20 protein-coding genes and 1 tRNA gene are annotated in these 20,896 nt (G+C 46.1%); 7 read left to right on the top strand and 14 right to left on the bottom strand.

Translation table 11 applies throughout. The annotated features are described in order from the left end of the window. Positions 1-177: 177 nt before the first annotated feature. Both QT984_RS11205 and QT984_RS11200 read right to left on the bottom strand, forming a co-directional pair. Entirely contained in the window at positions 178-1,146 is a 969-nt protein-coding gene (locus QT984_RS11205; RefSeq protein WP_333055096.1) for a glycosyltransferase, read from the bottom strand. Positions 1,147-1,346: 200 nt separating this feature from the next. Further along, on the bottom strand, positions 1,347-1,817 hold the full coding sequence (locus QT984_RS11200) for a tetratricopeptide repeat protein (RefSeq protein WP_333055010.1): 471 nt from the start codon (positions 1,815-1,817) through the stop codon (positions 1,347-1,349). A gap of 80 nt (positions 1,818-1,897) precedes the next feature. On the opposite strand from QT984_RS11200, the gene QT984_RS11195 reads away from it, so the two are divergent. Both QT984_RS11195 and QT984_RS11190 read left to right on the top strand, forming a co-directional pair. Then, positions 1,898-3,319, top strand: a complete 1,422-nt coding sequence (locus QT984_RS11195; protein WP_333270024.1) for a glycosyltransferase family 4 protein — start codon at positions 1,898-1,900, stop codon at positions 3,317-3,319. A gap of 34 nt (positions 3,320-3,353) precedes the next feature. Further along, entirely contained in the window at positions 3,354-5,276 is a 1,923-nt protein-coding gene (locus QT984_RS11190) for a hypothetical protein (RefSeq protein WP_333208777.1), read from the top strand. 507 nt (positions 5,277-5,783) lie between these two features. On the opposite strand, the gene QT984_RS11185 is transcribed toward QT984_RS11190, so the two are convergent. Together QT984_RS11185 and upp are read right to left on the bottom strand one after the other, a co-directional pair. Next, positions 5,784-5,930, bottom strand: a complete 147-nt coding sequence (locus QT984_RS11185; RefSeq protein WP_332946242.1) for a hypothetical protein — start codon at positions 5,928-5,930, stop codon at positions 5,784-5,786. 319 nt (positions 5,931-6,249) lie between these two features. Further along, positions 6,250-6,885 (bottom strand): uracil phosphoribosyltransferase, encoded by a 636-nt coding sequence (gene upp / locus QT984_RS11180; protein ID WP_333208779.1) that lies wholly within the window; start codon positions 6,883-6,885, stop codon positions 6,250-6,252. 216 nt (positions 6,886-7,101) lie between these two features. Here upp and QT984_RS11175 point away from each other — a divergent pair, with 216 nt between their 5' ends. Next, positions 7,102-7,389 carry a DUF4360 domain-containing protein gene (locus tag QT984_RS11175; RefSeq protein ID WP_333208781.1) on the top strand — a complete coding sequence of 96 codons (288 nt, stop codon included), beginning with the start codon at positions 7,102-7,104 and terminating at the stop codon, positions 7,387-7,389. A 154-nt stretch (positions 7,390-7,543) separates the two neighbouring features. Here QT984_RS11175 and QT984_RS11170 read toward each other — a convergent pair whose 3' ends face one another. The 5 genes from QT984_RS11170 to QT984_RS11150 all read right to left on the bottom strand — a co-directional run bounded on the left by QT984_RS11170 (position 7,544) and on the right by QT984_RS11150 (position 12,829). Then, the gene (locus QT984_RS11170; RefSeq protein ID WP_333208783.1) at positions 7,544-7,726 is read right to left on the bottom strand and encodes a hypothetical protein; all 183 of its coding nucleotides are present in this window, start codon (positions 7,724-7,726) and stop codon (positions 7,544-7,546) included. A gap of 47 nt (positions 7,727-7,773) precedes the next feature. Continuing rightward, entirely contained in the window at positions 7,774-9,021 is a 1,248-nt protein-coding gene (locus QT984_RS11165) for a URC4/urg3 family protein (RefSeq protein WP_333208785.1), read from the bottom strand. Continuing rightward, positions 9,018-10,100 (bottom strand): adenylate/guanylate cyclase domain-containing protein, encoded by a 1,083-nt coding sequence (locus tag QT984_RS11160; RefSeq protein ID WP_333055017.1) that lies wholly within the window; start codon positions 10,098-10,100, stop codon positions 9,018-9,020. The genes QT984_RS11165 and QT984_RS11160 overlap by 4 nt, the downstream gene beginning before the upstream one ends. Before the next feature lie 84 nt (positions 10,101-10,184). Next, complete coding sequence (locus QT984_RS11155; RefSeq protein ID WP_333208789.1) at positions 10,185-11,432, bottom strand: GTP cyclohydrolase II; 1,248 nt, start codon at positions 11,430-11,432, stop codon at positions 10,185-10,187. 488 nt (positions 11,433-11,920) lie between these two features. Continuing rightward, complete coding sequence (locus tag QT984_RS11150) at positions 11,921-12,829, bottom strand: class I SAM-dependent methyltransferase (protein WP_333270018.1); 909 nt, start codon at positions 12,827-12,829, stop codon at positions 11,921-11,923. Positions 12,830-13,147: 318 nt separating this feature from the next. On the opposite strand from QT984_RS11150, the gene QT984_RS11145 reads away from it, so the two are divergent. Both QT984_RS11145 and queC read left to right on the top strand, forming a co-directional pair. Then, the gene (locus QT984_RS11145; protein WP_333270015.1) at positions 13,148-14,488 is read left to right on the top strand and encodes a cytosine deaminase; all 1,341 of its coding nucleotides are present in this window, start codon (positions 13,148-13,150) and stop codon (positions 14,486-14,488) included. 243 nt (positions 14,489-14,731) lie between these two features. Next, positions 14,732-15,406 carry a 7-cyano-7-deazaguanine synthase QueC gene (gene queC / locus QT984_RS11140; protein WP_333208792.1) on the top strand — a complete coding sequence of 225 codons (675 nt, stop codon included), beginning with the start codon at positions 14,732-14,734 and terminating at the stop codon, positions 15,404-15,406. 387 nt (positions 15,407-15,793) lie between these two features. Here queC and QT984_RS11135 read toward each other — a convergent pair whose 3' ends face one another. Together QT984_RS11135 and QT984_RS11130 are read right to left on the bottom strand one after the other, a co-directional pair. Further along, a complete protein-coding gene (locus tag QT984_RS11135) occupies positions 15,794-16,123 on the bottom strand; it encodes a tetratricopeptide repeat protein (RefSeq protein ID WP_333208794.1) in 330 nt (109 codons plus the stop codon). A gap of 35 nt (positions 16,124-16,158) precedes the next feature. Continuing rightward, a complete protein-coding gene (locus QT984_RS11130; protein ID WP_333147054.1) occupies positions 16,159-16,488 on the bottom strand; it encodes a tetratricopeptide repeat protein in 330 nt (109 codons plus the stop codon). Between the two features lie 164 nt (positions 16,489-16,652). Here QT984_RS11130 and QT984_RS11125 point away from each other — a divergent pair, with 164 nt between their 5' ends. Further along, on the top strand, positions 16,653-17,267 hold the full coding sequence (locus QT984_RS11125; RefSeq protein ID WP_333374005.1) for a hypothetical protein: 615 nt from the start codon (positions 16,653-16,655) through the stop codon (positions 17,265-17,267). 7 nt (positions 17,268-17,274) lie between these two features. Here QT984_RS11125 and QT984_RS11120 read toward each other — a convergent pair whose 3' ends face one another. Together QT984_RS11120 and QT984_RS11115 are read right to left on the bottom strand one after the other, a co-directional pair. Continuing rightward, positions 17,275-18,753 carry a hemolysin family protein gene (locus QT984_RS11120; RefSeq protein WP_333374003.1) on the bottom strand — a complete coding sequence of 493 codons (1,479 nt, stop codon included), beginning with the start codon at positions 18,751-18,753 and terminating at the stop codon, positions 17,275-17,277. A gap of 68 nt (positions 18,754-18,821) precedes the next feature. Beyond that, positions 18,822-19,511, bottom strand: coding sequence for a hypothetical protein (locus QT984_RS11115; RefSeq protein WP_333055025.1), 690 nt, complete (start codon positions 19,509-19,511; stop codon positions 18,822-18,824). 185 nt (positions 19,512-19,696) lie between these two features. On the opposite strand from QT984_RS11115, the gene QT984_RS11110 reads away from it, so the two are divergent. Further along, a tRNA-Ile gene (locus QT984_RS11110) sits at positions 19,697-19,769 on the top strand. 262 nt (positions 19,770-20,031) lie between these two features. On the opposite strand, the gene pyrR is transcribed toward QT984_RS11110, so the two are convergent. Further along, positions 20,032-20,565: a bifunctional pyr operon transcriptional regulator/uracil phosphoribosyltransferase PyrR gene (gene pyrR / locus QT984_RS11105; RefSeq protein WP_333055026.1), complete on the bottom strand. Its 534-nt coding sequence runs from the start codon at positions 20,563-20,565 to the stop codon at positions 20,032-20,034. Positions 20,566-20,896: the final 331 nt, after the last annotated feature.

Below are 20,896 nucleotides of genomic sequence, written 5' to 3'. Positions count from 1 at the left end.
ATTAATATCTTATATCCTGCTGATAATTAATAACTCTTATTGATGGTTACGATCGCGAATTAAATAATTTACACTCTTGAAAGTGGGATGGGCGTCCCGCCCGCCGTTTCTGGACGGGCTATAAGATCCCATCCCACAAGAACCATCACGCATTCTAAGTTATTTAATTCTCATGCCTTATTTAATCAACTCTCGCACAAACTCAAACGCTTTTGGACGCAACTCGACCGGCAGCAGCGACAATCCCAAACCTGCCCACATTTTCGCCGCAGAAACAGACTTTCCCTCCCGCACCATCCGGCGTCCTTTTGCAGTTTCACCCACCTCAATCAGCCGCAAACCCAGCGCTAATTGAGTTTCTGCAATCCTTTTGAGCCTGACTGTTTCCAACTTCTCGGAATCAAATTCGTAGCCGGTCAAATAGCGCAATTTATCGCTTAAATACGGAATTGCCCGATCGACTCCTTGCTGTCCTGCATGAACTCGATACTCCATCAACAGCTCCGGCAAGTAATAGCACTTTTTGCCAGCAATCGCAAGTCTTACAAACAAATCGTTATCTTCGCAATTTTGCAAATTCGGCCGCAGAAATCCCACTTCTTCCAGGGCGCGGCGCCGAAACAAAGTCGCCCCTATTTGCAAACTTTGTCTGAGAAAAACAGCAGATAGCAAATCCTCAATAATTCCAGCCGACAACTCGGTGCGCCCCCACCGCTGCGAATTGAGTTTCGTCTGGTTTTCATCTATATAATTGTTAATGTCGATCACCCAGTGATCTGTACTGACAAAATCGATGCTGGGGTCTTTATCTAAAATAGCAGATGTCCGCTCTAGAAATTGCGGGCTGAGGCGATCGTCATCGTCAAACTTGATAAAATATTTGCCCCTTGCAGCAGCAAAGCCCGATCGCATATTATTACTCTTGCCGATATTCTGCGGGTGGCGAATGTAGCGAATCGGGCGATGGCGTCCCGCCCCGCAAGCTACGACAAATTCCGACATCAACAAAGGAGTGCTGTCAGTAGAACCATCATCACAGATAATTAATTCAAAATCTGTATAAGTTTGATCTAGCACGCTGGCGATCGCACAAGCCAGCAGATGCACTCGATTGTAAGTAGGAATGCAAACGCTAATTTTAGGCACTAACTTAGACAATTTTAGATTTTAGATTTTAGATTTTAGATTGCTAAAAAGTGACTAAGCTGTTGTACATCTAATTTGACAGTCATTTTTTATACAATTATTATTGTGGAACTGGCCCCAGAACCCGGATCTGGATTCAATTTAAATGCGTAGCAGCTTACAATTTGGTATTAACACTTTTGGGTCCAGGAAAATTAACTTTAACTCAAACGAGCCGTACATTCGAGAATTAACTTTTGATTCACCAAAGCAAACGGTTGAATTTCCAAAGCGCGACGAAAAGCTTGAATAGCATTTAGGTATTCTCCCAAGGCAGCGTAGCACAAACCCAGACCGTGCAACGCCCCAAAATGCACCGGGTTCAGTTTGAGGACAATTTCGCAGTCGTCGATCGACTTTTTATAATTTCCTTGAGTATAGTGAAGTACGGCGCGTCGGTTCCAAGCTTCCGCAAAATCCGGCGCTTCCGCAATCAATTTCGTCAGCAAATCCAAAGCGTGGTGAACATCGCCTGCATCCAGCGAAACTTGCGCTCGCCTGAGAATTTGCATCCCATAGTCACCTTTCTGGTTAAACCAAGTGTGCCAGAGTTCAGTAGTTGCCCGATCGCGAACACTTTCGTCGGACTTTTTCAAGTCTTCCAGCAGCGCCTTAAGAGATAATTCGTCCATAGGTGCGAAGATTGTAAAAAAAAAACGTTTTATCAATCAATTTTATCGCGCAAGCGGCAAATTTATTTATCCCACATCCCATGAAGATTTTAATGCTTTCCTCAACTTTTCCCTATCCGCCCAGCCGCGGAGGAACTCAGGTAAGGACGTTTAATTTATTACAATACTTGAGCCAGCGACATGAGGTAATTCTCGGCACTGTACGATCGCCCGATGTCACCGACGCACAAATCGACGCATTGCGCCAGCAAGTCACAGAATTAGCAGTTTTTCCCAACCCGCGATTACCCCCCCAACCCCCCCTTGCTAAGGGGGGGCTAAGACTCCACCAGGAGACTGAGGAAGGATTCTTACCTCCCCCCCTTGTTAAGGGGGGGACTGAGGGGGGGTTATTTCCTGCCCTTAACCAGGGGCTTGAGGAGGGCTTCTTGCCTCCCCCCCTTAACAAGGGGGGGACTGAGGGGGGTTTCTCTGAAATAATAGGAAAATTCCACAGATTCGGTCGATTTTTGTTGTCCGGGACACCTCCGAACGTCCTCTCAAGCTACTCCCAAGCAATGCAGAATTGGGCAGACGAATTAGTAACAGCAGGCAAATGCGATGTTGTCACCTGCGAGCACAGCGTTAACGAGATTTACGTGCGTCCAGAATGGCGACAAAAAGTGCTGACAGTGGCAAACATTCACAGTTCCGTTTGGGGAACTTGCAGGGAAATGTTAGCAACCGGCACCTCGGAAAAACCCCTGCGGGATCGACTAAATTTACCCCTACTCGCCCGCTACGAAAAACGCTACTGTTCCAAATTCTCCCGCATTGTGGCGACAACATCCACAGACAGAGAGCAACTCCTCGAATTACTGTTGCCTCCGGTTCGAGTGCCAGGAAAACAAGATTTTTTTGTACCTCCCATAGATGTAATTCCTAACGGCGTGGATTTAACTCAATTTCCGTACCGGTCGATCGATCCGGGAGGACACACCTTAATTTTTGCAGGCGCAATGAACAATTTGCCCAATATTGACGCGGCGCGGTTTCTCAGTTTGCAAATACTGCCGCCTTTGCAGCAGCGCTATCGGGATGCTACCCTCACCCTAGTCGGGGCTTCGCCAGTCCCGGAAGTGCTCGCCTTGGGAGAACTTCCCGGAATTCAAGTAGTAGGTCGGGTGCAAAGGGTGGCAGAATATTTGCATCAAGCTGCTGTTTGTGTGGTGCCGATGCGGATAGGTTTTGGGATTAAAAATAAAACTTTGGAGGCGATGGCTGCGGGAACTCCCGTGGTTGCTAGCGATCGAGGTTTGGAGGGTTTAGCCGTCGATGGCGGCCCACAACTGATAAGGGCCTTGCGGGCGAACAATGTTCAGGAGTATGTTGAGGCGATCGCCAGTTTGTTTGAAAATCAGCAGCTAAGACAGGAGCTCTCTGTCAACGCGCGATCGCTCGTTGACAGCCAATACACTTGGGATATCATAGGTCGGCAGTACGATCGGCTATTGCAATTTTAAACTCTAAATTCTAAAATCTAAATTCTAAAATGGCATGATGGAACACAAAATTAACCCCTCAAAAAATCGAGCCAAACCCCCAGAAAATCCCAAAGTTGCTCCTCCCCCGACAAGACGCCGTCGCCAAACCCGACGCCCCAAAAATCTTCAAGAGTCCCCGCTTCCAATACCTACTCCCCGAACTCGCGCCAGATATCCCTGGAAAAGACTGATAGCTAATTTGACAGCCCTCAGCATCTTGGGTGGCTGTGCAGCTTTAATGGGAGGCGGCGCTTGGCTGAGTTATCAGCTAATTGTCGATCCCAATGGCAACAAGTTGATCTCTCAATTTGTGCCGGAATGGTCGCGCCTGCCTACAGGTAGCAGAGATTCGATCCAAACTCTCGATCAAATCAAAGCCAGCATCCGCAAATTGGGATTCGTAACCGGAGAAGCCCTGCCGCTTCCCGTCGATCAATCCCGCGATAATTCTATTGCCGATTTGCTATTACCGGTGATGGTAGAAAGAACTGTTAAGGCTTCTACTGTTTGCAAAAATCCTTGTCGTCAAATTGTCGAACTTCGGGTGTACAAGCGAGTGCAATTTCCCGATCGCAGTTCCGATAAAGAGCAGTATTTCCAACTAGCAAGTTCTGTGAATGTAGAAGGCCCTGCAGAATCTTTTGTCATTGCTTCTTTAGCTGACTCTACATCTAACAATCAAGCCTCCAATCAGTCGCTACCCCTAACAGAACTGCGCCGCTTTGATGGCAAGCCCCCCGCATCGGGCATTTGGTTTAATGTCAGCGGTCAACTAAAGCAGGGCGACAAGAAAATTCCCTACGGACAAGTCGTTCGCTACAACCCCAGCCAAAATCATTTAATGCCGCTGTTGGAGTGGGCGAGTGCGGCTGGACAACCGCCGAATTGGCAGCAAATTGTTAAGGGCGAAAACCCGCAGTTGGCGATCGACCAAACAGTTGGTTTAGAGCCGCAATTTACCCTTTATCAAATTGGCCCGCGCAAATTTTTGCCCAACCCAGTTCAGTTAACGGCGATTTCTTTAGAAGAAATTGCCTTCAATGACGAGACTTACAAAAATGGGCTGCGACTGGCGAAAAGCGGCCTGTGGTCTCCAGCATTAAATGTCATGCGTGTGGCGAAGGGGAAAGCCGGCAAAAATTGGCCCGCAGTCGCGCAAGCTCAGCTAGAAACGATCGAATTTCACGCTAAAATCACTCGGGCTCAGGCGATCGCATCTTGGGCCAGTCCCGGTCAACAAGTTCTCGCAGAATTAATCGACGGCCGCTGGACTGAAGCTTTGCAAGTATTTGAAGCCGATCCGAGCAACTCTCACGAAATAGCCACAACCCTCAAAAATGACAGCGGGCGGATCTGGAACCGCATCGACGCCGCCTTGAGAGTGAATGCCGCTGACGCCGATGTCAAGGCTTGGGGCGCCCTGATTGTAGCTTCTCAAGACGGCACTCGCGAAGCGATGAATTGGCTCGACCAGCAATCAGATACTGACAGCGAAACAAGAACTCGAATTCGGAATTTGGTCAACAAACTTCAGGAAGCAGTTTCTCAGGCGGAAAGTTTAGAAGACCACAAAAGTCAAATTATGGGTTCTGCTACTTTAATTAACAGTGTCAATCCCGCTGAGTGGCTGGAACCAGAACCGAACAATGAGTTAAAATTGGCAGGAGAACAAGTTTGGTATCAGGTGCAGGTAGCAAGTTTTTACGACGGTAGCCGCTGGGTTAATTCACCATTTTCTGATGTACAAGTGAGTTCTTTTCCTGCTACTCAAGTCAAGTGGCTCTGGGGGCGGCTAGGATTACAGGCTGACCCCAAGATTAAGATTGAGGTAGCGATGGCTAACGGTCAACAAAGAGTTGCTGTGGGAACGGTGAAAGCAGTGCAGATTCAAGACGGAAGTCTGCGCTTGCTGGCGGCGGTTGACAAGCGATCGTAATCTGGCAGAAAGCCTTCGGCAGATAGAACAGTCCCGGAGACACTCTTGATATTACAGCGGATTCCAGGTTTATAAAGTACACCCCAGAAACCGGGTTTCTTCTGGATTTCTCGCCAGAAACCGGTTTTATTCAAGAAACCCGGTTTCTCTGTACTTCACTTACCTGGAAAGTGCTGTATGTCCGGTCGATTACCCATAATACGGTAGGGGATCCCCTCACGAAAAATATCTGCCAATAAATGACAATCTCAAAAACCCGCCCTTTTAATCGCGGTCACTCGATCGGACATGATATGACACAAAGAAACCGGGTTTTTTTACCATTTCTGCCGATCGCAACAGAAGTATTTTCGTAAAAAAACCCGGCTTCCTTCCACCTGTACGTCCAAAACTCGGAAAAAGGAAAATTCTTTCTCTTGCCTCTCCCGCAACTCGGACAACAATGCAGACAAAAATTTTGTTAATTTAATTAATTAACACAACCTGTGCACAAAAAACCCACAGATGTCAAATCGCGCCCTTTTTAGAGAGTGCTGCAATCATCTGCCGTTTCACTGCTTTAGCCCAAAGCTCAAACTCCAAACTGTTGATATTCTGAATTTTCACTTCCTCAACAGGCTGAGTTGGGGCTTCCTTCTGTGCTGTAGTCTCCATTGTTTTTTCCCTCGTCAAAAAATGTTAGTAGTCGCTCGCAAACGCTTAGCATCATACATCTATTTTAATAACTAATTCTGGCAAGAAATTACACTAAAGGCATAGAATTTAACCATAAAATGCAGTAAATACATCTAGATCATGCAATTTACGAATTTAATGTAATAAAACCCTACAAGCCATGTTATATATAGGCTTTTCTTGACATTAAAATTTTACAACTTACATTATATCGCACTATCAAACCACTGCTTATGTTAGTAAAGTTATTTTTAAATGAATGTATTGACATATACAGCAGAAAATAATTTTATTGAATTCACATAGTCCCGTAAAGTCGATCGCCCGCATCTCCCAGTCCGGGTACAATATAGCCATGCTCGTCCAAACACTCGTCAACAGCAGCCGTATAAATCTGCACGTCAGGGTGTTGTTCGTGAAAGTGCCCCACTCCCTCCGGTGCCGCCAGCAAGCACAAAAATTTAATAGACTTCGGATGAACTTCTTTCAGCCTATCCACTGCCGCCACTGCTGAATTACCAGTAGCCAGCATCGGATCGACAATTAAAACATCTCGCTGTTCGATATCCTGGGGAACTTTGAAATAATATTCAATCACCATCCGAGTTGTCGGATCGCGGTACAAACCAATATGTCCTACCCTCGCAGACGGAATCAGCTCTAAAATACTATCTAACAGTCCCTGACCAGCACGCATAATCGAAATAATCACAATTTTCTTTTCAGCAGCCAGCACCGGTGCATTCATTTTCGCGATCGGCGTTTCTATTTGTTCGTATTTTAGCGGCAAATCTCGCGTCACTTCATAGGCTAGCAGCATTCCAATCTCTTTGAGCAATTGGCGAAATTTCGCCGTACTCGTTTGAGTTTGCCGCATCAGAGTTAACTTGTGCTGTATCAAAGGATGGTCAATGACAGTAACTTTAGCACTCATTTTTTTGAATAATTAATTGGCTTTATTATAACTTATCAGCCATCGAGGCATTCTTGACGCAAAAAAAAACCGATTTCTGCGGCCCCTGCGTCCTGGACTACTTATATCAAACCCTATTGAAAACACGAATACCGCGCGAATAAAATTGCTCCGACAATTACCTTTCATCCCCCCAGAGCGACACTAAGGAATGAAAATTAAATAACTTCCACAAGATTGTGGGACGGGCGGGACGCCCATCCCACAATAACAATTAAAATTGTAAGTTATTTAATTCGCGATCCTAAGCCAGTTTTAAATCGGAATCTCAGGGGCCAAACTAACTACAATGTTCGAGATAGCTTAGCCACTATAGCGAATGTTTGGTCTCGCTGTGGTGATAGTGTAAATATGAGAGTAAATGCTGCAATGACAGCCCGCGGTGCCGGCATGGCCACCGTTGACTCCTTCGATTTGGCTCATCGCGGTTTAGTTTATCGCGTCAAATATCGCACTTGCCGCTAAGCAGCTTGTTGGGAGTGTAGTGTGAGGTATAGTTTTCAGGTTTGAATTTGGAATTTTTAATTTTAAGTTGGAAGAGGGAATAAATTTCCCTCTTCCTTCTTGCTTCTTCCCTCTTTCTTCTTCCCTCTTGCTTCTTCCCTCTTCTTGACATCCGTTACATCTGATATCTTGCACCATTGTCAGCAACAGGCTTTTCGGCCTGTTCCACAAGAAAATCTACTCTTTGTGGAACGGGCCGAAGAGCCCGTTCTTGAGAATGGTGCAAGATGTGAGTTACATCCGTTACATCCGTCGAGCGAATCCGTTGCCGAACTTCCCTTTTCCTTCTTCCTGACATCCGTTATATCCGTCGAGCGAATCCGTTGCCGAACTTCCTTCTTCCCTCTAAAACACAGTCCCGTCACTTTCAATCTGAATTGGCGGCACTCCACCAGGCCTCAATTCGCCCGCAATTTTCCGCCCCGCCGCCCAAGTTCCTCCTTGCAAAATCTTCACCAGCGGCAATTCTTCCGCACTCAAATGCAGCTTTTCTCGAATAGCAGCGGCAATTTTATCTAAAAGATTCACAGTCAGCGATCGCCACTCTACTATAACTTCCGAACCAGGCAAGTAACTCTGTGCAAAAATAGCCGAATCTTTGGGCTGCAGCAGCCCGATATCCAAACACAAACCGCCGTTGCGGTACTCCGGCAATCCCGTTAACTCATCCAATCCCGCGACTTCTAAACCAACTTCTTGCAGCGGTTCCAACAGCGAATAAGTCAACCACTGCGAGAGTTTGTGAAACGGCACCAATTCATCTCCCAGATTTTCTCCTGTTAAAGCCGGATGCCGCCAAACATCGCCTAAATTAACGCCACCAATTGCATATCTTCCCGGCCAAATTTCCCCAAAACCTGTCAAAACAGCGCTCAATACTTCAGTAGCATTCACAGTTTTGTCTCCCGAAACCCGACTGTCGAGCAAGTATTTTGCCAAATTGCCGGGACGCGGGTTTTCGCTACCAAATAATAATGGATGCTGGCAAATCGCCTTCCCCAAACGCTGCAATAATTCTAATCTGCCTGTTAAACCAACTAGCGGATTGTCTCGACTTACCTGAAATCCAGCAGCTAAGGCTTCTAGTTTTAATTGAGAAAGTCCGCGAAAATCAGCTTGCCAAGGAAAATCGGGATTGCTGGAAAAAACACCTTGACAAAACATCCGCAAGCTGGCTATTGCTAACCCTTCAGAACGGCGGTAAACCTGTCCGGTTTCGGATTCGCAATACTGCCAATCTGCACCAGCACCGGCATCAAGCAAAACGCTGACAATGGCTAAATCAAATTTGATCTTAGCTTGCTCTATGAGTGCAAATTCGGCTATTGCTGCATCCAATTCGGCGATTCGCGACAAGTTGCCGGCTTCAAAATGTCGCCAGCGACTGTGAAAGGGAATGTTAAAATCAGGATACTGTTGGCGCGTTGTGTCAATTACATAATTTGCTGCTTTGTCGAGTTGGGATAAATCGACGCGGAAGTAGCGAAGTTTGTCCTGGCTGGCTAAATCAAAAAGCCGATCGCACTTTTGACGAATAGCAGCCGGCGTTCTCAGATATTCTACAGTCTCAAGTTCACTATTGCCCAAGTTCATACTACCAAACAGCGGTAAACATCATTTTCTTGAAAAAAGTCAAACTGACTGTAATCTAAAAGATTATCTAAAATCGCATTTTTATCGATTTTGATCAGCTTATATTCCCACTTAGACCCGCTGACTTCGCGTTTTATTTGATCGGAAACTATGACCGAATTTCTTTCTCTACCCGGACATACTATTTTACTTAAATCTTCCAGCCTGTCGGCTATGTGAATATCTTTTCCGTAAGTGCAAGACCTAAATATATATAAATTTCCCTTAGCAACTCCCACCGACAAGCCGCAAGGTATTTGATTGGCGTCAATAAAAAGTTTCCAATTCTCGCACAGACTTTCCATTGCCGCTAAGGCTGAGTGAGCTTCCGGGAAAGTCAACAAATGCGAATCGCCAACAATACTCCGAATTGTGCCGCCGTATTCTTCGCAAATTGTTTTTTCAAAAGTATCAAAGTTGGTGAGCAAATATTCCACATCTTTGATCGAATTAGATTCTTGATAGGCTATAAAACCTCTCAAATCTGCTTTAATTATTGCTTGATTCTTGATAATTCGCGTTTTGTAACTTTGGTCAACTTTGTAAACTTTTTCAGGTTCGCTCATCCCTTTCAAAGAAAACTCGTTGACAAAAGACGTTTGCACTTCTGCTTTGTTGAGCGCTAGCCATGCTGCTTGGGACAAATATATTTCATCCGGCGGAGTTACTGATTCTATGCGCGCTGTTAAATTCACCGTATCGCCAAAGATATCTTTATCTTGATGCAAGACATCTCCTAATGTAATCGACACGCGAATAGCCAATCGTTCGTCGTTCGCCTTGCTAGATTGTTGCGCTCTCAATTCTTGCTGCATTTCTATGGCTGCTACCGCCGCTGCTGTGACGCTGGGAAAAATTATCCAAAATGAATCACCTTCCCCTTTAATCACGCTGCCTTCATTTCTGGCGCTAATATCTGAAACAAAAGTTTTATGCTCGTTTAACAAACTACTTAAGTCCGACTGAGATAATTTTTTGACTCTGGCGGTATATCCACAAATATCTGTTTTTACGATCACACTAGAACGCAAATTAGCCATAACCTACCCTGACTGATCAAAAACCAGCAATAATTTTATGTGGCCAAGACGCGATAGTTCGCGTCCGATCGCGTCTTAGCCCTCTCAATCTCCTAAATCGCGTCCGATCGCTTCTGCAAGAATTGTAGCATCTGGCACAGGGTCAGGCGTGTAGTAGCCGGCGGCTTTTTTGGCGACGATTTCGACTTGTGCGTCTGCAGGAATCCAATCTTCAGGAATGGGGATGCGATCGACCACCTGAATGCCAGAATTGATAATCGCATTGTATTTCATATCGCTCATAGAAACTAAACTGTCAATGCGAGAGATCCCCAACCAGTGCAGCACGTCTGGCATTAGTTCTTGAAACCGCATATCTTGAACTCCCGCAACACATTCAGTGCGCGTAAAATAGGCATCAGCTCGATCGCCGCCTTCCTGCCGTTTTCTGGCATTGTACACCAAAAACTTAGTCACTTCCCCCAAAGCTCTCCCTTCCTTGCGGAAGTAAACTATTACCCCAGAACCGCCGGATTGTGCAGTTTGGATGCAAATTTCCATCCCGTGTACCAAATAAGGGCGACAAGTGCAGATATCCGAACTGAAGACATCTGAACCGTTGCATTCATCGTGTACCCGTACCGCCAACTGCTTATCGGTGTCAGAAATATTCCCGACATCGCCAATAATATAAACCGTAGTTCCGCCAATTGGTGGCAAGAAAACGTGTAAATCTGGCCGCGTCACTAAATCCGAGAACATTCCGCCTGTTTGCTCGAACAGGACACGGCGGAGAACGCTTTCTTGGGCGCCGATTCGCCTCGCAATTCCCGGCAAATACCACACCGGATCGATCGCAATTTTAGTTACTGCTAAATTGCCACCTGCTTTGACTATTTTGCCATCAATTTGCACTCGCCCCTTAGCGATGGCATCTTGCAATTCCGGCATATTAATGTGAGCTTTAGTGACAGCAATTGTCGGTCGAATATCGTATCCCTGCTGGAGAAATGAAGTATAAACTTCGCTAACCAAACCCCCAAAGGGATCGAGAGAAACAATCAAATTGCGATCGCCCCAACTCGGATGCGGCCCGATGTGTGCCGCCGGAGAGGTGTTGGTAAAATCGGGGCGGTGATCGGCTTGGAGTGCGCCGGAAGCAACTGCTAGCGCGCGATAAACAGAGTAGGAACCCGAATGAGTGCCGATCGCATTCCGGTGAGACGATTTGGTAAGGCTACCAATAACAGGCCCCCGTTTCAGGGGATCGATTTCTCCCCAGTAAATGGGATGAGGTTTTGTGCCGGATCTGTCGGGATGGGATGTTAAAACTATATGCTTGGGTTTAGACACAGTTTTTTTGGGATCTTGCTATGGATGCTGCTGTTGGTTGTAAGCCGAATCGCAATCTGAAACAGTGATTCATCATACCAACCGTACACACCTCCCTGGTTGAAACAATCGCGCTACACACACACAAACCTTTCTCGGCTTGGGTTGCACGATAACAAGAGGTTTTCGTCGGATTTGATATAAGGATCGCGAATTAAATAACTTACAATTTTAATTGTTATTGTGGGATGGGCGTCCCGCCCGTCCACTCATGACGGGCTATAAGAGCCCATCCCACTTTCAAGAGTGGAAGTTATTTAATTCTCATTCCTAAGTCCAGAGTTCGATCTTGGACAGTATAGCCAACACCAAAGACAGCACAACTGCCAAATGGCAAGTGTGAAGTTTTAAGAGATGCGCGAAAAAAAAAGATTTGAGATTCTGAGCCGCCGACGTGCACTCAATCTCAAATCTCAAATCTCAAATCAAATACTTTTGGTAAAAACGTCTTAATCCAGGCTTTGAGGGTGACAGAATTCCATTAAAATTGCCTCACCTTCGCCGCGCGAGTCCAATTCCTTCGCCATGCACTCAACACGTTCTTCCGAAAGGAAGAAGCGGGTAACTTTGTGCGGTACAAACCACCGATAGCGCTGCCACAAACAGATAGAGTAACGAAGGGCATCCGGCAAAGAGTATGTGTAATTTCGCTGAATTGCCAAACCAGCCTTTTCCCCGGCTAGAGCCAAAGTTTTTGGAGTGTAACCGATCAGATTGTAGGGATAATCGGTGCTGTGCCAGCGCCAGCCCAGCTTGCGCGCGTATTCGCTATCAGCGTTCGGTACAGCCACCCAAATGTAACCGTTTGGAGCCAGCAACTGCCTCATGCAGTCGAGTGTTTCAACGGGAAAAGGCGTTGCTCCCAAAACGTGTGAACAGAGTATGACATCAAACTTTTCGTCAGTACCTTTTTCTGCAACGTATTCTTCTACAGTGCCGGTGAAAACATCGACACCGCATTCGCGGGCTGCTGCTGCTGCTGAGGAGCTAGGCTCAATTCCTGCTACCTCAACTCCGAGTTTTTTGAAGACTTGGATAATGGAACCTCCCCCGCATCCTACGTCTAACAGCCGCTTGCCTACAGGGATAGGAATGTGTCGGTATTCATTGAGTTTTTTAGCTTGTTTTACTACGTCTTCTTCCTCTGGTACGTAAGTATTGTAGCACTGCCAGCCCTCGGGGTAATAATCGCTCAGTTCATCCCATGTCGGGCGGGGATTTACGAATACTAAGCCACAATCTTCGCATCCGTAAACTGACCATTTAGGAGCCTCTTTTGGTTGGCGGGCTGTCCCGGCTGTGTACTGGAAGCTGATTTTTTGGGAGCTGCAAACTGGGCAATTTGTAAATTTTTGCATGGTTCAGTTTCACGATTTGTACAGTTGCTAAGGGCAGTGGAACGACCACAATTTATTACCATTAGCTGAGCTGGTAGAGTGCACCACTGCAAACAGATCGAAAACTAGGTTTATTTGCAAATCAGTATTTGTAGATGCTTGGGTTGTTGGCGCTCGCCCCCCGATTAAGCGGCGCTGTACAATTTTATGTCTAAATGGTTAGACTGAGAAGGTAGCATTTGTTACCTATAAGACAACCGACGCTCAACAGACAATGATTGTCGGTAGCGTTTTTGCGGTTGGGCTAAATTCTTACAAAAATACTAACTCACAAAATTAATGTTGCCAAGTACATCTAATTATTTGCTCAAAAATGGTCGCGTACCCACGTCTCTTCTAGAGATGAAATCGATCGCCCCGTCAGCTTCTACTGTCGCCACAACGGGGAGTGAGAACAATTTTTGTTTGGTGGATTTGGAAATTGCAGCAGGGACGATCGCCCAAATTATCCCAGTAGGTAGAAAACCTGTATCCTCCTCTGGAGATATCCCAGTTGTAGATTTGCACCGCGGCTTAGTTTGGCCTTGTTTTGTGGATATGCACACCCATTTAGACAAAGGCCACATTTGGGAACGATCGCCCAATCCCGATGGAACTTTTGCCAGCGCGATCGAAGCGGTAGGCGCTGACGCTCAAAAAAACTGGAATGCAGACGATGTTTACCGGCGAATGGAGTTCGGCCTCAAATGCAGCTACGCCCACGGAACCAAGGCTATCCGCACTCACATTGACAGCGCGGGCAAACAGGGAACCGTTAGTTGGGGAGTATTTGAAGCGCTGCAAGCCGAATGGGGCGATCGGCTGATCTTGCAAGCAGTTTCCCTGGTTTCCCTCGACTATTTCCTGACACCAGCCGGCGAAAAATTAGCCGATCGCATGGCCCAAACCGGCGGCATTCTCGGCGGAGTCGCCTATATCAACCCCGACTTAGACAAACAACTCGATCGAGTTTTTGCCTTAGCCAAAGAACGAAATTTAAACCTCGACTTCCACACCGACGAAAACGACGATCCAGATTCAGTAACACTGCGGGAAGTCGCAAAAACCGCCATCCGCCATCAATTTTCCGGTCAAATCATCTGCGGACACTGCTGTAGTTTAGCTGTACAACCGCCAGATTTAGTAACAGAAACTATCGCATTAGTCAAGGAAGCAAATATTGGCATTGTCAGCTTGCCGATGTGCAACCTTTACCTGCAAGACCGAGAATCTCAGCGTACACCTCGCTGGCGAGGAGTGACACTGCTGCACGAACTCAAAGCAGCCGGAATTCCCGTTGCAGTTGCTAGCGACAATTGTCGCGATCCGTTTTACGGATTTGGCGATCATGATGTTTTGGAAGTCTTTAATATGGCAGTCCGCATCGCTCATTTAGATAGGCCCTATGGAGACTGGCCCTGTACAGTGACAAAGACTCCTGCAGATTTAATGGGATTGCCGAAGTTAGGACGAATTGCAGTTGGTTTACCAGCAGATTTGATTTTGTTTAAGGCGCGGAATTTCAGCGAATTGTTATCTAGAGCGCAGGGCGATCGTACAGTCTTGCGGCAGGGTAAAGAAATTGATACAACTTTGCCCGATTACCGGGAACTCGATGATTTATTAGCAACTGAAATCTGACATTTTGTACGAATATCAAGAACAGGCTCTCCGGCCTGTTCCACAAAAGATGAATTTTCTTTCTACTCGTTACTAGGCAGAGCCGGGAAAGCAGTTAATTGAGTTTTGTGGAACGGGCCGGAGAGCCCGTTCTTGACAATCGTGTAATATGTAGGTTTCAAAAATCATTTAGCCTTGGTATATTGTCAATTTGCAACTATTTTGATATAAATATAAAAGCGAATTCAAGTGAGGATGTTTTAAGTGAAAGCAGTTATTTTATTGTCGGGAGGGCTGGATTCCTCAACAGTTTTGTATCAAGCCAAAGCCGACGGCTGCGAGTGTTACGCTATTTCCTTTGACTACAATCAAAGACACCGGCGGGAGTTGGAATCAGCAAGGGCGATCGCACTTTCGGCAGCGGTTAAGGCACATCAGATAGTAAACTTTGACTTAACACTGTGGGGCGGTTCCGCTTTGACGGATAATGAGATGGAATTGCCTCGCGATCGCACTCTTGGAGAAATGTCTCAAAACATCCCCACTACCTACGTTCCAGCTAGAAATACGATCTTTCTCAGTTTTGCCCTCGCCTACGCAGAAACTCTACAAGCCGATCGTATTTACATCGGCGTCAACGCTTTAGATTATTCCGGCTATCCCGACTGCCGCCTCGATTACATTCAAGCCATGCAGGAAGTATTTCGGTTAGGAACAAAGCAGGGAAGAGAAGGAGAAGCTATTAATATTGTAACACCTTTGATCGAACTTAAAAAAACCGAAATTATTCAATTAGGCAACAAATTAGGAGTACCTTGGGAGCAAACTTGGTCTTGCTATGCAGGCGGGGAAAATGCCTGTGGCGTTTGCGATTCTTGTCGGTTGCGGCTGGCTGCTTTTGAGGAATTGGGATTGAAAGATCCGGTGCCTTACGCTTAAAGATGACTTACGCACGACGGCCCAGAAACCGGGTTTTTTCGAGTCTCTTCGCTTCCGCCCGCCGAAACGGTAAAAAACCCGGTTTCTAAGCATCGCAGCGGGTGGTCAATCGATTTGAGATTTTAGATTTTAGATTTTAGATTGACCCCACGGATAAATGCGGGGGCTTGAGGATTTTAGATTTTCGATTTTGGATTGATTCCACGGATAAATCCGGGGGCTTGTACCATCAAGAAATTCCTGGTCAGAAACCGGGTTTTTTCGCAAGAATATGTTACAGATGGCAGAAACTGCCAAAGACCCGGTTTCTTGGGTTTTGATGGGTAAGTCCTGCATGACTAAAATTTTTAAAATTGATTCTTAGTTAGTTTTGAATCATCCGAGTGCTTATTTACCTTCCGGCTCATCCTCAACTTCCAGTTGACTCTCGTCTTCCTGTCCGAACGTAATTTCATTTTGCAGCGAATTCAATGGGACTAAAAGCATATCAGCTATTTGCGATTGTCCTCTAGCCCTGTAGATATCTATCGCTTTCTGAAAATCTTCTACTCCCCCCTGTTTTTCTCCAATTACAGCTCGCATACGAGCACGGATAATATAAGCTTCTACAAAATCCGGATTAAGATTAATTGCTTTAGTAAAAGCTTCAGCAGCTTCCTTATACTGTCCTTTGCGACCGAGGTCAAATCCTTGTTCATAAAGTTCTTTAGCTTCCATCGCATTCCTTAATTTATTTTGAATCAGTAGGCTGCTTATTTGTCTTCCGGCTCATCCTCAACTTCCGGTTGACCCTGGTCTTCCTGTTCATCCTTAATTTCATTTTGCAGCGTATTCAATGGGACTAAAAGCTGATCAGCTATGTCTGATCGTCCTCTAGCCCTGTAGATATCCATAGCTTTCTGAAAATCTTTAACTCCCCCATGTTGGTCTCCAGTTCCAGTCCGAGCATAAGCACGGTAAATATAAGCTTCTACAAAATCAGGATTGAGATTAATTGCTTGAGTAAAAGCTTCAACTGCTTCCTTATACTGTCCTTTGCGACCGAGGTCAAATCCTTGTTGATAAAGTTCTTGAGCTTTCATGGCATTCTTTAATTTCTGCTGTTCATCTCGCTTGCATAAAGGATCGAGTCTATTTACTTGACCTGATGAATCAATTATAAAGCACCCTGGTTGTTCCTGAGCATTCGCTAGAGTCTGAAAAAGAGGTAGACTAATTATTGATTGTTTTTTACAAGCTAAAAATTATGTCTATTGAAGAGCGCCGAGGTATTGAAACAATTGACAGAAACCAAAATCTACTTCTCGTTCGCGCTCCTATTGAGTCAGTGGCGCAAAAGCTTAGTAGGGCGAGACGCGCGGATGTCTGGGAACGGGATATCTACGATCGCGAAATCGAAATTACCGCCGAAAGCTATATTGTATTTCAGTTCCGAGGACACCCTTGGACAATCTTTGAGCAACTGAATCATCATCCCGGTTCCCTTGTATTTGGAGAAGGAGATGCTATCACCCTTTCCTGGTTCCTATCCACTCGCGCCATCTACTACAAATGCAGCGACACTTGCGGTTATATTGGTTATAACTGCTACGACAGAGGTGCATTTGCAGAGATGCTGTACTTTGAGGAAGAAATGGATCTCCTGTTCCTCTCTGACTTTCGTGAGGTTAAAGCTGAGGACATTGACAGTGCCTTTCGCTTTACTTACGCTTTTATGGAGGAGCAAGATATCTACATTCCCTTCGTATATTACGAAAATGTGAAGGTTGGCGATCGCATTAATTTACGCCCCAAAGGCCCGACGTTAGATGATTTAGTACGCAGCGACTTCGAGCGAGTAGATTATCTAGGTATTCGCTAAAATATTCTCAACTAGAAAATTTCGCCACACTACTCACCCCGCTATTCTTTCGCCCTTTCCCCACAACTTCCTCATCCGCTGCTGCAATTCCATCTAAAGTTCGATCGCCCGCAGCCCCTTCCAACAAGTGAATTTGAAGTTGATCCAACCGCGGCCCGCACACAGAAACAACCGTAAGTTCTACGTTGTCGCCGCGCCAAACTTCCCCCACAGCCGGCATTCTTTGCAACTGATAGCTCAGAAAACCTCCGATTGTCTGATATTCGTCAGTTACTGGCAAATCCAAATTCAATATTTGATTCACATCATCTAAATTTAACTGCGCTTGCACTAAATAAGTGCGATCGTCCAATACTTGCAAAGCAATTTCTTTACTGTCGGGTGACTCGTAGCTGCGGCCGATAATTTCGGCTATCAAATCGCGCAGTGTCACTAACCCGGAAATGCCGCCAAATTCATCGACTACGATCGCAATTTCTTCCGACGAACTCTGCATCAAAGGCAGCAGTTCCCCCAGCAGCATCATCTCCGGTACAAACCTCACCGAACCCATCCAATTTAAAATTGGCGTGTCGGGAGATAGCAAACCTTCAGCTAGGGGTTTCGCAAGTTGTTTGAAGCCAATAATGCCGATAATGTCGTCTAAAGAATCTCCCGTCACGGGATAGCGGGAATGGTTAGAAATCGCCATTTCGTCGAGCAAATTTTGAAATGTGGCCGTCTTGGGAAGTGCGACAATGCTAGGCCTCGGCACCATTACTTCTTCTACCCAAACTTCGCCAAATTCAAACACGTTGTTGAGCAATTCTCGCTTTTCTGCTTCCAAGCCGCTGGATTCGCTGGAAGTAGCGATAATTAATTGCAGTTCTTCGGGAGTAACCGGTCGATGCCTTAGATCGTATTCGATGCCCGCAAACCGCAAGAGCGATCGAGTAGATTGATTGAGAAACGACACAAAGGGCTTGAACAAACGGGCAATCAATAAACTCGGAGGCCCTAAACTTCTGGCTAGCTGTTCGGAATACAGCAACGCTACAGATTTGGGAAAGAGTTCGCCCAGTACGATTTGCACGTAAGCTAGCAACAAAAAAGTTACTATTGATATGCTAAAAGAATGGGCGATCGCCGATTTGATGTAAATTGGCAGCGGCAAATAGCCGATCGACATTCTCACTAGCACGGCGATCGTGCTTTCTCCAATCCAGCCGAGAGCTAAACTAGAAAGAGTGATTCCCAACTGCATTGTTGAGAGCAATCGCTCAATACTTTGCTGCAAAGATTGCACAGTTAAAGCTGCAACGTCGCCAGCGTCCACTAACTGATTGATGCGCGATCGGCGTACCGTCACCATCGAAAACTCAGCCGCCACAAAAAAAGCATTAATCGCAATCAGCAACAGCACTGACAGCAACCGCGACAGCACCTCTGTCAAACTCATCGCGGGTAAATCAGATATCTCCTGCACTCTCGCCCCTAAAAGTGACACAATGCTCCCTAAAAAAACTTTCTCGATCAAACCTGAGAATCCCTCTGCAGGTTTGGTCTTCTTTTATTTTACTTCGCCACTGGAATGCCAGATATTTGCAACTGAAGTTTTTGACCTGGATAATCTGTCAGCGTCAACGAAACTTCCTTAGCATTTTCTAGCAAAGCTGTGGGAATACTCACCGTACCGTAAAACACCTGCCCGTTGGGGGGGAGTTCCGACGGCAAATCCTCGGCAGTCGCGCTCAGGGCCCGGCCACGATCGTCAGTGACGTTCAAGAAACTGTAGAGAAACCTCACAGCTTGGGAGCCTTCATTTTTCATGCTCACGTCTAGCAGCATGGAATTGTTGCGCTGACTGGACGCGCTTACCTCCAAGGTTATTCCCCCGTCGCGACTGTTCAGGGGAAACTTGGCGCTGGCATTTTGTGCCGCCGGTTTTTTGGCCGCGGCTGCTTTAGAGCTTGCCTTCTCTGTTTTAGTATTTGCCCCGGCCGTTTTTTCGGGATCGCGACCTTCTACCCGTGCTTTGACGGTTGTGAGAATGTCTTTTTCTTTCAAAATGCTCACTTGGTCTTTGCTAGCGGTCTTTCCAGGCTTGCCGCTGCCAGCATTGTTGCTGGGACGAACATCGGGTTGAGTCGTTCCTTGCAAGGCTTCGCGACCTATAGTAAATCCCCAAACAGAACTCGTCACGCCTGCTCCAAACATGAGAGCGAGCAGAATTAGAGTCAGCACTACCGTCGAATTCACTGCCATTGCCTATAAGTTTATGCCGAGTCCTAGAAACTGCTTTGTCCGGTCGATCGGCTTGCCTAAGATTGGCTAACAGGCGATCGGGACTCAGCCGCTCTAAAGATTTTGATTTTTGTTCTCTAGTTCTAGCACGGACTGAGAAATTATGTTATAATTCATTTTGAGTTAGGTCGAAGAAATCGATTTAACGGCAGTTGGCCGAGCGGTTTAGGCAGCGAACTCATAATTCGCCCCAGGCAGGTTCAACTCCTGCACTGCCGATTTTTAATAACTTAGGACGCTCAGCGCCCGAAAAACCCCGTTTCTTCCTAGAGGATTGCTTACCCAAAAGCCCCTATTCTGGTAGAAACCGGGTTTTTTACGTTGTCAGCGGGCGGAAACGAAGTATTTTGCTCGGTGATGGACGCAAAAAGTGGCTTGACGCGCTAGTTACAGCGCACCCTAAGTAGTTTATTTAGCTGGACATTGTTTAACAGTCATTTGTGCCCAATCTAAAATCTAAAATCTAAAATCTAAAATCGTATTATCCCTTAATTAACTCCACTCCGTCGCGCCCGTCGATATCTTGAACGTAAACCTTAACTTGTTCTTCCTTTGCAGTCGGCAACTTTTTACCCGTAAAATCCGGCTGAATCGGTACTTCTCGGTGGCCGCGATCGACTAATACCGCTAACCAAATTTTCTCCGGCCGCCCGTAATCGTTTACCGCATTCAAAGCCGCTCGACTCGTTCTGCCTTTATATATAACGTCATCTACCAACACCACGGTTTTGCCCGTCAAATCGAAAGGAATTTCTGTTTTAGCCGGTGTCCGCATCGCAACTCGATCCAAGTCATCTCGATAAAAGGTAATATCCAAAGCGCCCACGGATACTTTGACTTGTTCGAGGACTTCAATTTGATCTGCCAAAATTTGAGCTAAAGGCACTCCTCTACTATGAATGCCCAACAGCACTAACTCCGAGGGATTCCCTGATTTTTCGACAATCTGGGAAGCGACGCGGGTGAGAGTGCGCCTCACTTCATCAGGGGATAAAATTTGGATAATTTTAGTCATGGGTTGCTGCGAGCTAATTGTTGGCTGTTGGCATATCGAACAATTTGAGATTTGAGATTTGAGATTTGAGATTGACTTGACAGATGAATCTGGGGGTTTGAACTAAGGTCAATCGATTTTAGATTTTAGATTTTAGATTTTAGATTTTAGCATTGACTTGCGCGAGATAAATTCGGGGGCTTGTTGATCCGATACAGGTTTTTTATTTCTGGACGGATGAATCACGTGGCGGGTATCCTCGATGCTTTCGGTCAAAACTTTTTTTGCTTCTGTCGGTGGCTTATATCTGTCTTCTGCTGGGCTTACCCAGAACGGATGAAAAGCAGATGCT

Source organism: Microcoleus sp. Z1_B2 (genome assembly GCF_036700325.1).
Lineage (GTDB): Bacteria > Cyanobacteriota > Cyanobacteriia > Cyanobacteriales > Microcoleaceae > Microcoleus.
Note: the sequence above shows the minus strand (reverse complement) of the source record. Positions and strands in the feature narration are given on the sequence as shown.